The organism is Terrisporobacter othiniensis, assembly GCF_000808015.1.
GTDB classification, from domain to species: domain Bacteria; phylum Bacillota; class Clostridia; order Peptostreptococcales; family Peptostreptococcaceae; genus Terrisporobacter; species Terrisporobacter muris.
Map to the genome: position 1 here is coordinate 1 of NZ_JWHR01000015.1, position 13,614 is coordinate 13,614.

The window sequence follows — 13,614 nt, forward strand, 5'->3', positions numbered from 1 at the left end:
TTTTTGAACTTTTGTAGTATGTGTTTTTTAAACAACAAAAATGAACTAAATCTATATTTATTTAATAATATAAAAATGTTAATCCTTATAATTTATTAGTATTTTAAATAAATTACCAAAAACTAGTTAAAATTTTATTAATTGTTGATATATTAGCACTTGTGTACTAAGATGATGATATTAAGCATTGTCTTAGTATCTAATTATTTGTTTAGTAAAGGAGAAGTATTATGGAGTCATATAGTTATATTTTAGATATTGCTTTAATTTTAATTTCTACTAAGTTATGTGGATTAATTTCTAGAAGGTGTCAAATGCCTCAGGTAGTTGGAGCTTTATTTGCTGGTTTGATTTTAGGACCAGCAGTTTTAAATATAGTTCATGAAACAGAGTTTTTAACTCAGTTAGCTGAGATAGGTGTAATTTTGTTAATGTTCTTTGCTGGTTTGGAGACAGATATAAGTGAACTGAAACATTCAGGAAAAGCATCTTTAGTTACTGCTATTTTGGGAATTATAGTTCCACTTGTTGGTGGATTTTTAGTTGCAATGTATTTTAATCGCCAAGGAATAATGATATTTGGAGATAGTTCAAGTGTATTTCTTCAAAATATATTTATAGGAACTATTCTTACAGCAACATCAGTTAGTATAACTGTTGAAACACTAAAAGAAATGGGGAAATTAAATTCTAAGGTAGGAAATACCATACTAGGGGCGGCAATTATTGATGATATACTTGGCATTATTGCATTGACAATAGTTATTAGTTTTTCCGACCCTAATGTAAATATAGCTGAAGTATTAATGAAAATATTTTTATTTTTCATATTTGCTGCTATCTCTTGTGGCATCTTTTATATTATATTTAAAAATTGGCTTGATAAAGATGCAAAGCATAAGAGACGTTATGTAATAGCAGTATTTGCTTTTTGTTTATTTTTATCATATATATCAGAAACATATTTCGGTGTGGCAGATATAACTGGTGCTTTTATAGCAGGGCTTACTTTATCACCTCTTAGTAAGAAATATTATATTGAAGAGAAACTAGATACAGTATCCTATGCATTTTTAGCACCCATATTCTTTGCCAGTATTGGTTTAAAGGTAGTACTTCCTAATATGAGTGTTGTTGTATTATTATTTGCCGTTGTCCTTACTATGGTAGCTGTTATATCAAAGGTAATAGGTTGCGGACTTGGGTGTAAGTTATTTAAATATACAAATAGAGAGTCTCTACAAGTTGGGATAGGGATGGTATCTAGAGGTGAGGTAGCTTTAATCGTTGCTAATAAAGGATTTAGTGCAGGATTAATTAATACTACTGTTTTAGCTCCAATTTTAATTGTGGTTATTGCTACTACTATATTGTCTCCCATATTGTTAAAGATGTCATATACTTATAAAACTAAGTGGGAAAAATCAGAGTTAAATAGTATAGACCTAAATATGGGGGCTATAAAAGATACTGAATTTTAATATAGAAAAGTCTACTTATTAATTAAGTAGACTTTTTACATATGAGGAAATTTTATTTACTATTTTTTTTATCTTTCATTGCATTAATTTTAAGTGGAAGGGTAAATAAGTTTATAAATCCTTCAGCATCTTTATGATCATATAATTCACTGTCACCAAATGAAGAAATACTTTCATCATATAATGCATTTTCAGTAAATATTCCAGCAGGTTTTATATTTCCTTTGTATAGTTTAAGTTTTACTGAACCTGTTACATTTTCTTGAGTTTCATCCATGAAAGCTGTTATTGCACTACAAGCTTTTGAGTACCATTTTCCATTATATATTAAGTCAGCATATTCTAGAGATAATCTTTGTTTTAAATGAAGAGAATCTTTGTCTAGTGTTGCACTTTCTAAGTAGTTGTGAGCTGTGTATAGTATTTCTCCTCCTGGAGTTTCGTATATTCCTCTAGATTTCATTCCAACTAATCTATTTTCTAATATTTCTACTATTCCTATGCCATGTTTACATCCTAGACTATCTAAAGCTTCTAATAGTTCGACTGGAGATAATTCTTCATTGTTAACTTTCTTAGGAACACCTTGTTCAAAATATATTTCTACATATTCTGCCACGTCGCAAGCATCTTCTGGTGATTTTGTCTTTTTATAAATATCTTTATTATGCTCATTTTGTAAACACTCTATATCTCCACCTTCTGTTGATACATGAAATAAATTATCATCAACAGAGTAAATTTTCTTTTTAGTAGCTACGACTGGTATATTATGTTCAGATGCATAGTCGATTGCATCTTCTCTAGATTTTATATCCCACATTCTCCAAGGTGCAATTACCTTAATAGATGGATCTAGAGCTGCTATTGTACCTTCAAAACGAACTTGGTCATTTCCTTTTCCAGTACATCCATGACAAATATATTTAGCGCCTTCTTTTTGAGCTATTTCTACTAATTTTTTAGCTATTATTGGTCTTGCAAGAGCAGTCCCAAGTAAATATCTTCCTTCATATTTTGTTTCAGCTTTTATAGCTGCATAAATTGTTGTAGTTATAAATTCCTCTTTTAAATCTTCACAATAAGCTTTTATGGCACCACTTGCAATAGCCTTATCATGTATTTTATCCATATCATCATCTTGGCCCACATTGGCACAAACAGCAATTACATCTATATCATAGTTTTCCTTTAGCCATGGTATTATTATAGATGTATCTAATCCACCTGAATATGCTAGTACTACTTTTTCTTTCATTGTTATTGTCCCCCTTTTATTTCCCTTGTTTTTTTCAATAAAAAAAGTCCCTTGGAATTAACCAAGAGACGAATTTACCGCGTTACCACTCTAATTAATAGCATTTATAAATACTATTCACTCTTCCTTTTAAGGCAAGGCTACCTATTATCATACTATTTTCAGATAATCTTCTCCAAAGCTCTATTCACTTAAATTATATTATTGAGCTTCCACCATCCCCAATTCTCTATAAATACAAATTTTAAGTTACTTCTCTTTTTCACTGAATTTTGTATATTTAATTTAATATGTTTAAATAATAGTTGAATTTCTAATTATTGTCAACTATTCTAAATATTTTTTTAAAAAGAATCTTTTATGGTCTTTGGGACAATTATCTAAGACACCAAACAGTTCATATCCGTTTTTTATATAAAAGTTCTTAGCTTGAAAATCAAAAGTATCTAAGTGGATTAAATAACACTTTTCTTTTTTTGCAATGTTTTCTATTTCAAATAATAACTTTTCACCAAGACCGAAGCCTCTATAGTTTTCATTTATCCAAAGTGCATCGATATAAATAACATTCCAACAATACATTTTGGCAAGAATTCCACCTACAACTTCTTTATCATCATTTTCTACGATTTTATTTAGCCATACATAGGCTACTTCTTGTGTTTGTGGTACTTTTGATAAGTTGTATTCTACTAATTTTTCAATAATATAATCAGAGTCTTCTTGATTTCCATTTTTTATAGTTAAATTATTCAAATACATCCCCCCATAGAATTAATATTGAACTTTAAATAAATATAGACCTTTTGCTGGTGCTGTTTCAGAAGCTACTTTTCTGTCCTTAGCTTCTAAAATTTCTTTTACAGCCGTAGGCTTTATTTTACCTAGACCTGCATCTATTAAGGTTCCAACTATTATTCTTACCATGTTGTATAAGAATCCATCACCTTTAACATATATTTCTATCATGTTATTTTTTTCAACTATATCAATAGATTCAATTGTTCTAACATGGCTTTTCTTTTTTGATTTTGAAGAAGCGAAGCTTGAAAAATCGTGTTCTCCAATTAAATAAGTACTAGCTTCTTTCATAAGATCTAGATTTAATTTTTTAGTAATATGAGCTGTATATTTTCTAAAAAATGGATTATGGAATTTATTATTATCTATTTTGTATAAATAAACCTTAGATTTAGCATTGTATCTAGAGTGGAATCTATCATTTACTTCTTCTATATCTTTTATAACTATAGATTCAGGTAGATATTTATATAAATACTTTTGAATTTTTTCCACAGATTCACTACAATCAGTTTTGAAGTTTACAACCTGACCCATTGCATGAACACCCATATCTGTTCTTCCAGAACCTATTATTTCAATAGACTCATTAGTAAGTTTGTTAAGAACATCTTCTATTTTACCTTGCACAGTATTATCATTATCTTTTAATCTTTGGAAACCTTTAAAATTGCTTCCATCATATTGTACGATCATTTTTATATTTCTCATATTGTTTTTCCTTTTAGAATTATATTTTTTATCTATATTTTAATTTGTAACTTTTTATATTAGAAAAGCAAATTTTATAAATAGAATTGTTATTTCATATTATACTTAAATTATTTTATTGTCAATGTTAATACACTTAAATAGTTTAACAATTTAAGTGTAAGTTACTAGATATATTGATATTATCTAAGTAAATCAATTAATTCTTCTTCTGATAAACTACTTAATACATTTGTATTATTTAAATTTCCATCAATCATATCATGAATTAATTCTGATTTTTTCTGTTGAAGCTCTACTATCTTCTCTTCTATTGTTCCTTTGGAAATTAATTTTATAACCTCTACCACTTGCTTTTGACCAATTCTATGAGCTCTATCACTTGCTTGATTTTCTACTGATGGATTCCACCATGGGTCAAAATGAATTACTGTATTTGCAGATGTTAAATTTAAACCAGTTCCTCCAGCTTTAAGAGAAATTAAAAATACTTTTATTTCTTTATTATTGTTGAAACTATCCACTAAAGTTATTCTATCTTTTGCAGAAGTACTTCCATCTAAATAATAAAAATTAATATGATTTTTATCTAGTCTTTTACCTATATTTTTTAAAACAGAAGTGAACTGAGAAAATACTAGGATTTTATTATCTTTTTCAATATAATCTTTTATTATTTCCAAGCAAGTATCAGTTTTTGCACTTTTACCTTTGTATCCTTCTACAATTATGCTTGGGTCTAAACATAATTGTCTAAGTTTCGTAAGATATGAAAATATGGTTATTTTATTTTTAATATCCTTTTTCTCCTGTAATCTTTTCTTTATTTCTTCAACATAAATGCCGTAGGTATTTTTTTGAGCTTTGCCCATTTCCACATAAAACTCTTTTTCTATTTTAGGCGGAAGCTCTTTGATAACCTGTGATTTTGTTCTTCTAAGAATAAATGGTTTTATCATTCTTTTTAGATTTTCCACTTGTTCAGGGTCTTTTATAAATATGGCATTGAACTTAGTTAAACTATATAAGTAACCTGGCATAATAAAATCAAAAATAGACCATAGTTCTAATAAATTATTCTCAATAGGCGTTCCAGTTAAGGCAAATTTATTAATTGCATTTATTGATTTTACAGCATCAGAAGAAGAAGCTAATGGATTTTTTATATTTTGAGCTTCGTCTATAATACAATAATCAAAATGAAGCTTTTCGTATTCTTCTATATCATTTCTAAGTGAACCATAAGTTGTTAATATAATATCAAAATCATTAATGTTTTTAATTATATTTAATCTTTCTTTTTTTAGTCCATGACTGATTCCCACTGATAAAGATGGAGCAAACTTTTCAAACTCACTTTTCCAGTTATGAATTAAAGATGTTGGAGTTACTATTAAAGTTTTTCTATTTGGCTTACTTAATAGGAAAGTAATTGTTTGTATTGTCTTACCTAGCCCCATTTCATCTGCTAAAATCCCACCAAAACCTAAATAATCTAAAGTTTCAAACCAGTTAAGAGAATCAACTTGGTAATCCCGTAGGGTTGCATTTAGTCCGTCAGGAATTTTAATTTCTTTTTTGTCTATATTTCTGAATTTCTCAATAATATTATTCATATTTTCGATTCCAGAAATATAAGGCAACTTTTTCTCCGTAAGGAGATGATTTATGAACATGGCTTTACTTGAGTGTATTTTCATATTTTTTATATTGTCAGTAAAACCTAAGCTGTCCATAAGTTTAAACATTTCTTTAGTTTCATTATCTTCAAGATTTATAAAGTCTCCGTTACCTAATTTATAATATTTTTTATGGCTTTTAAATGCTTTTATAATATTTTTATATTCTAGAGGGTCTACACCATCGATTTCAAAATTAAAATCTAAATAATGATTAATTTCCTCTCCTAAACCTACTCTAAAAGCAGAAGAATTATGGATTTTTCTTTCTTTTAATTTATCAGAGTAGTATACTTCTCCAATATTTTTAAGTCTATTAATTTCACTATTTAAAAAATCATATAACTGATTATCCTTTCCTTTAAATACATATTTATCCTTATCTTTTTCAAAGTAATTGGAATATAATCTATAAATAGCTTCATTTTCTTTTTCTAAGTCTCTTATAACAAATTGTTTTTTATTATCTTCATTATAAGAAAAAGAAATTTTACATGTTACATTACTATCTTCCAAGTCAAAGAAGTATTTTATTTTTAAGTCCTTAGAAATATTATTTTTTATTTTTTCATCTATAATTACACGATCACAAATTTTTTCTATTTTAGGTATCATGTCACTTAAAACTTGACTTACATTTTCTAGCGGAAAGCTTACTTCTTTAAACTCACTTAATATAGCGTGAAGTTTTTTATAATATATACCGTTTTCGCTATTTAATAAATAGATATCTCCTTTATAAAAGACCACATCACCTTTTAATGATATGGGGAAAGGAAGCTTATCTTCACATTTTAATATGACTTCATTATTATTCCACTCTAAATTTATGTCTATAGGAAGATTGCTTTCAATAACACTTGGGCGGTAGTACATATTTCTAAATTTAAAATCAAAACTTCTATAAGAAAGTGATTCAAATAGCCTTCTAACATTAGAGCCTTTGACAGTTAAATATTTAAAGTTTTTTTGTGGTAAATTATAAGATAAATCCATTCCATATTCTTCTATCATTTGAACTATTTTTTCATCTTCATATTCAAAATAACTATTTAATGGATTGTATAGGAAATCCACACCAAATATTAAGTCTTTTGATTCTAATCTAGAGTAAGCAAACTCTTTTAAATCTTTCATAACATACATTTTATCTATACCTATTTTAAAGTCACAAGCTACACTGTTCTCCCCTATATACTCTACTCTTACATCTAGTTTAACTTTTTCTATTTCTTTATTTTTAAAATAATCTAGTAGTTCTTTGTTGATATAATTTTTATTTCTTTTTATTTTATTATCATTTTTTAATACAATTGTTGTTTGTTTTAAGTTACTTATTATATCTGATTTTAATAAATTAACTACATATAGCGTTGAAGCTACAATATGTTTACATATGTTATATTTTCCGAAGGAACTTTTATTTTTATAGTCTTCACAAGTACAAATTGTATTTACTATTTCTTTATTCTTTAAATCTATTGTAATAGCTGGATAATATACAGTGTTATGATTAGCAGAAGCTACTTTACCATCAATATTTAAAACTTTATCTTCATTATTATATTTAATTTCTTGAACATATCCATCTTTATAATACTCTTGTCCTCTACTCAATCTTAGTTTGTCAGTATTATTAATTAATATATCATTTACTATTCTAAAGTCCATCATTTCACCTGCTTCTAAGTATTATAAATTTCATTATATAACTGTTATTAAACTACTTCAATGACCATACTAAAAAAAACTTCTCCAATACGTTGGTATACCAATAATTTATGGTTAAAAAAAAAAATTATTGGCATAATAAAAATAGAATCTTATAAGGAGTGGTTAAAGTGGCAAATGAAGATACTATAAATTTATTAAAAGAATGTAGTTCTGGTGTTAAGATGGGCATTGATGGAATAAATAGTGTTATAGAAAAAGTTGATGATAAAAAACTTTTATTTATTCTAGAAAAATATTTAAAAGACCATGAGAAGTTGGAAGAAAAAATAGAAAAAGAATTAAAAAAATTTAATGATGATGAAAAAGAGCCAAACCCTTTGGCGAAAGCCATGTCATGGGCTAAAGTTAATATGAAGCTTATTAAGGGTGAACATGATAAAACTATTGCTGATTTAATGACTGAAGGTTGCAACATGGGTATTAAATCTATTTGCAGATATATGAATGAATATGATTCAGCCATGGAAAGTATTAAAGGTTTATGTTATGATTTAGTAGAGATAGAAGAAAATTTCTCAAAAGATTTACGTAGTTTTTTATAAATTTTAATAAAAAGTGTGGTAATTTTTATCAATTCACAATAAACTATAAATATAGGGACACTAAATAGTAACTTATCTAATTGATCGGAAAGATAAGCTACTATTAAATATGTTTTCTCCGTTTTATATAATAAACGGTGTGGTGACTCATGGAGAATCATTAAAACATATATACACAGATGAATCCTCATTATAATGAGGATTTTTCTGCGTTAATGTGTATTTATTATTATTTTGGGAAGAATAAATAAATAATTCTAATACATATGGAGGCATTATGAGAGCACCAAAACATATAGGTATTATTCCCGACGGTAATAGGCGTTGGGCACTAAGTAACAACTTATCAAAAGAAGAAGGTTATGAACATGGAATTAATCCAGGGTTACAACTTTTCAAATTATGTCAAAAGGAAAATATAGAAGAAATTACTTTCTATGGTTATACTGTAGACAATACTAAACGTCCAACTATTCAAAAAGAAGCTTTTATTAAGGCTTGTGTTGAATCCGTTATGCTTTTGACAAAAGAAGATTGTGAAATCTTAGTTGTAGGAGATACTTCTCCTCATACTTTTCCACTAGAACTTCTTCCATTTACAAAAGAAAGAGTGAAATTTGGAAAAGGTGGAATAAAAGTAAATTTTTTAATTCATTATGGTTGGGCATGGGACTTGAATCTTAGAAAAGAATTTTGTCCTTTTGGCAAACATATTGACACTAGGCTTAAATCACATGAAATATCCCGTATTGATTTAATTATTAGATGGGGTGGCAGACGAAGATTAAGTGGATTTTTACCAGTACAATCTGTATATTCAGATTTTTATGTTGTAGATAATATGTGGCCAGATTTTAAAGATCAAGATTTTTATGATGCTTTGAAATGGTACGATAAACAAGATGTTACTCTTGGTGGATAAGATTTGATCTAATAAAATAAGTGTTTTGCTATTTTGCAAAACACTTATTTTTTATTATTTTCAATCACTTCACATAAAACCTTACTACCATCTATTACTACAGATGCTCCATTTCCAGGATGAGTTGACGAGTTTATAAAATATAATCCTTTTACTTTCTTAGATTTTAGATGAGGTCTAAAATATGCACTTTGGCTTATTTTATGACTTATACCAAATGCATTTCCATAATATAAATTAAATTTATTTTTTAAATCTAGAGGAGTTAAATAATTTTCATATAAAATATGATTTTCTACATCTTCAAGTCCCTTAATATTTTTCAAATTATTTAAGATATATTTTTTCACCTTTCTAATTTGATTATCATCATATTTTATACTATTGAATGATAAGTTAGGAACACGTAGCATAATATTCATGGATGAATGATTATTTGTTCTAAATGTATGGTCAATTGATCCAGGGTAATATATATATAATGATGGATCAGAAGAAATTTTACCATTAAAAGGTCCTTCTATACTACTTCTAAAATCCTTGCTTATATAAATATTATGAACACTTAAGTTAGTGTAAATTTTATCTAAACCTAAATATAAAATAAATACAGAACAGGAGTAATCAATATTAGTTAAATTACTTTTAGCATATTTACCCTCAGATAATTCATCATCTAGCAAGTTATTAATTACATAAGGATAATCTGCATTACAAATTACCAAATTACAGCTTATTACTTCATTCTTTACTTTTACACCTTTTATTTCATTATCTTCTATAAGTATTTTTTTTACTTCACGATTTGTAACTATTTCTCCACCTAAGTCCACAAATAACTTCTCCAAAGATTTAATATATTCATATAGTCCTCCATCTATATACCAAAGTCCATATAAATGTGATATAGCTGGTATTAATGTATATATATTTGAATTTATATAAGGATTTACACCTATGTACATGGAGGTAAAAAGCAAGTAATTTTTTAATTTTTCATTAGATATTAATTTGTTAAGATATTTATAAGTAGAAGGTAATGGGTTAATTTTACACATGCTTTTTATAAATGATAAATTAATAATTTCTTTTAAATTTATCATAGGTTGATTTAATATTTTATCTTTACTTATAAAGTATTTTTCATAAGATTTTGATAAAAATTTATAAAAATCAGCTGATAGCCCCTTTTCTAAACTTTCCAACTCATTAATCATTTTGTTAGTATCACTGTAGTAGTTGTAGCAAGTCTTATCATGATAAAATACTTTATAAATAGGATCTAACTTATGTAGTTTAAAATAATCTTTATAGTTTTTTCCCACATCATTAAATATATCAGTATAAATTTTAGGAGTCATTACAACTGAAGCAGTTAAATCAAACTTAAATTGACTATTTTCAATTATATTAATTTTTCCTCCTAATTTTTCGTTTTTTTCTAATAAAGTTACAGTGTAACCTTTACTTAATAATCTTATTCCACTGCATAACCCTCCTACTCCTCCACCAATAATAATTGTTTTTTTATCCATAAATTATCCCTTCTCAGCATATTATTTATTCTTATTAAAGTTTACTTTGCAATATTATATTTATATTATGTCTTTATAATTAATTAAAATTCGCACCTTTAAGTTAATTTATGGGTAGTCTATTTTGTGTGGTTAAAGTTAAAAAACATCAATAAAAAACTGATACATATTATGTATCAGTTTTTACAGATATTAAATATTATATTTTGAAGTTATATCTTTTATTTCATCTTCATTAGATGCATAATATGTGTAGAAATCCATATCTGCATTTGCAACTTTTTCACCAATTTCAAATAACATTTTTGGTATATCATCTGCTTTGAAATCACCTAAAGATTTACCAAGTCTTGTTTTTGTATATTCAAAATCACCATCTATAAATATTTCAAAAGCATCACACATTTCACCATCTACTTTTTTCTTTTTACCTGTAAGACCTATGGCACCTATTTGATGCACACCACATGAGTTCATACATCCTGAAATATAAATTCTTGGCATAGCGTTAAGAATAGTGTAATCACCATCGCAATTTGCTTTAAAGTAGTCAATAATTTCATGTAGCATCTTTTGGCTATTTTGAATTCCCATTTGACATCTTGGCACACCAATACAAGAAATACTTTTCTCTATACTAGTACATCCACTAAAATCTTTACTAACTTCAAGTAAGTTTTCTGCTTCTTTTCCATCAAGATTTATAATAAATATACCCTCTGTCATGGCAAGTCTAATAGATGCATGTTTGCAATTATCTAGCGTATTTAATAATTTATTTAAATCATCAAGCTTTAATTGACCTCCTATTGGATGAATATAAACACTATAGTATCCTTCTTGTTTTTGTGGGAATAATCTACAATCTTTAATATCTGTTTTTACTCCACCATCATTAGGATAATCTACATTTTCTAGTTGAATATCAAGGTTATTATTTTCCTTTTCCTTGGCCACATATTCTTTGAATTTTTTAATAAATTCTTCTTCTCCCAGTCTATAAACCATATATCTAACTCTTGCTTTATGTTTGTTTGAGTAATCTCCCTCATCCATAAATAGCTTAGTTAAACCTTCCACATAATACAGTACATCCTTTGGCTCGATTAACTCATCTAATTCTAGACCAACTGCAGGGTTTTTACCAAGACCTCCGCCAACAAAAACTTTGAAGTAAGGCTTATCTTCTTTCATTACAGCTAAAAATCCTAAATCTTGTACTGTAGTGTGAGCTGCATCCATTGGACAAGAAGAATAAGAAACTTTAAGTTTTCTAGGTAAATGATAAGTAGTAATTTTACTCATAAAATGTTTATCAGTTGCTACTGCATAAGGTGTAACATCGAAGGCCTCGTCTGTATCTACACCAGAAAGTGGTGATAATCCAACATTTCTTGGAAAGTTGCCCCCACCTCCACGTGTAAATATATTGTTTTTAATACCTTCTTCCATTATGTCACAAATTCCGTCCACATCTAAGTCATGTAGTTGTACTGCTTGTCTTGTGGTAAAGTGTATTCCATCTAAATTATATTTTTTAGCAAACTCATATACCTTATGTAATTGAGGCACAGTTACTACACCACTGGAAAATCTGAGTCTTATCATAAATGATTTTTGATCTCTTTGGGCATAAACCCCATATCCTCCTGATATTCCTTTATAATCCATCTTAGATAAATCACCATTTAAAAGCTTTAAACATTGCTCTTTAAAGTTTGGTATTTCACTAAGAAATAATTCTTTAGTTTTTTCTAGATTATGCATAATCATCACCTCTTTAAAAATATATTCTTATATATTGTTTACAAAAGTAATAAATCTATTTATCTTCTATTGTATCTACTTTATTTTCTTCGTAACTAATCCAATCACTAAAGCTTCCTGCGTATAATTTATGATCAATATTAGCTTCAGTAAGTGCTAAACTTACAGGACTGGCAGTTATACCTGAACCACAGTAAATAATTACTTCATCATAGTTGTTTAACTTATTAAAATATTCTTTTAAGTCTTCTTCTTTTTTCATAGTTAATCTGTCATCTTGCTTATCTAAAATATTCATCCAGAAATAATTTAGTGCACTTGGAATATGACCAGCCTTTTTATCTACTGGTTCAAATTCACCATTGTATCTACCATTTTCTCTACAGTCTACTATAACAACATTGTCTTTATGTAATCTTTCTCTTACATACTCCATGTCAACTCTAATATTTTCATTTACATTTAGTTCAAAGTTACCTTTTTTAACTGAAGTAGATTCACTAGTTGTTTTTCCACCAATTTCTTCAAAGGCTTTTATACCGCCATTTAACACATAAACTTCATTATGTCCTAAATATTTTAGTATCCACCAAAGTCTTGCAGGACCTGCTAAGTCACCTTCATCATAAGCTACGACTACAGAGTCATTATTTATTCCTATATTTTCAAAAGTAGTTTTTAATTCTTCTGCAGAAGGAAGTGGATGTCTACCACCATGTTCTTTTACAGGGGCAGATAATTCAGTTTCTATATCTACTCTTACAGCTCCCTGAATATGAGATTCCTCATAACTTCTTTTTCCATATTCTTTGTCCATTAGTGAAAATCTACAATCTACTATAACTAATTTATCATTATTTAAATTTTCTTTTAGCCACTTGGCATTTACCATATTTGACATTTTACTCTCTCCTAAAATATATTTCTTTAATAATTTTTAATTATTAAACATTATACTACAAGATAACGTTTTATTACAATATTAGCAAAATTACCACTGTTTCAACTTAAGTAATTATAACCATTATATAAATAATAAGAGACTACTTAAATAGTAGCCTCTTATTTATTTTAATATTCATTTTTAATTTTAACTAAATTTTTTAATAGTATGAATAGTAATATACTATTTTGCATTGTTATTGTAATCTAATTTTTTTAAAAAATTATATATAAAAGGGAAT

10 protein-coding genes and 1 other annotated feature are annotated in these 13,614 nt (G+C 27.2%); of the genes, 3 read left to right on the forward strand and 7 right to left on the reverse strand.

Annotation, left to right across the window (positions count from 1 at the left end; all coding sequences use genetic code 11):
• Positions 1–230 precede the first annotated feature (230 nt).
• Positions 231–1,481 (forward strand): cation:proton antiporter, encoded by a 1,251-nt coding sequence (locus QX51_RS01200; RefSeq protein WP_039678081.1) that lies wholly within the window; start codon positions 231–233, stop codon positions 1,479–1,481.
• A gap of 52 nt (positions 1,482–1,533) precedes the next feature.
• On the opposite strand, the gene QX51_RS01205 is transcribed toward QX51_RS01200, so the two are convergent.
• From QX51_RS01205 to QX51_RS01220, 4 genes are all read right to left on the reverse strand, one after another.
• Positions 1,534–2,739, reverse strand: a complete 1,206-nt coding sequence (locus tag QX51_RS01205) for an argininosuccinate synthase (RefSeq protein ID WP_039678082.1) — start codon at positions 2,737–2,739, stop codon at positions 1,534–1,536.
• Positions 2,740–2,800: 61 nt separating this feature from the next.
• Positions 2,801–3,014: a binding site (T-box leader), on the reverse strand.
• A gap of 52 nt (positions 3,015–3,066) precedes the next feature.
• On the reverse strand, positions 3,067–3,495 hold the full coding sequence (locus tag QX51_RS01210; RefSeq protein WP_039678083.1) for a GNAT family N-acetyltransferase: 429 nt from the start codon (positions 3,493–3,495) through the stop codon (positions 3,067–3,069).
• Positions 3,496–3,513: 18 nt separating this feature from the next.
• Positions 3,514–4,251: a tRNA pseudouridine(38-40) synthase TruA gene (gene truA, locus QX51_RS01215; RefSeq protein WP_039678084.1), complete on the reverse strand. Its 738-nt coding sequence runs from the start codon at positions 4,249–4,251 to the stop codon at positions 3,514–3,516.
• A 182-nt stretch (positions 4,252–4,433) separates the two neighbouring features.
• Complete coding sequence (locus tag QX51_RS01220) at positions 4,434–7,601, reverse strand: DEAD/DEAH box helicase (protein ID WP_039678085.1); 3,168 nt, start codon at positions 7,599–7,601, stop codon at positions 4,434–4,436.
• A gap of 170 nt (positions 7,602–7,771) precedes the next feature.
• Here QX51_RS01220 and QX51_RS01225 point away from each other — a divergent pair, with 170 nt between their 5' ends.
• The gene (locus tag QX51_RS01225) at positions 7,772–8,206 is read left to right on the forward strand and encodes a DUF2383 domain-containing protein (RefSeq protein WP_039678086.1); all 435 of its coding nucleotides are present in this window, start codon (positions 7,772–7,774) and stop codon (positions 8,204–8,206) included.
• Positions 8,207–8,483: 277 nt separating this feature from the next.
• Complete coding sequence (locus QX51_RS01230; RefSeq protein WP_039678087.1) at positions 8,484–9,128, forward strand: undecaprenyl diphosphate synthase family protein; 645 nt, start codon at positions 8,484–8,486, stop codon at positions 9,126–9,128.
• Between the two features lie 44 nt (positions 9,129–9,172).
• Here QX51_RS01230 and QX51_RS01235 read toward each other — a convergent pair whose 3' ends face one another.
• The 3 genes from QX51_RS01235 to QX51_RS01245 all read right to left on the reverse strand — a co-directional run bounded on the left by QX51_RS01235 (position 9,173) and on the right by QX51_RS01245 (position 13,331).
• A complete protein-coding gene (locus QX51_RS01235; RefSeq protein ID WP_039678088.1) occupies positions 9,173–10,663 on the reverse strand; it encodes a phytoene desaturase family protein in 1,491 nt (496 codons plus the stop codon).
• A 192-nt stretch (positions 10,664–10,855) separates the two neighbouring features.
• A complete protein-coding gene (locus QX51_RS01240) occupies positions 10,856–12,430 on the reverse strand; it encodes a nitrite/sulfite reductase (protein WP_039678089.1) in 1,575 nt (524 codons plus the stop codon).
• A gap of 55 nt (positions 12,431–12,485) precedes the next feature.
• Positions 12,486–13,331, reverse strand: coding sequence for a sulfurtransferase (locus QX51_RS01245; protein ID WP_039678090.1), 846 nt, complete (start codon positions 13,329–13,331; stop codon positions 12,486–12,488).
• Positions 13,332–13,614 lie beyond the last annotated feature (283 nt).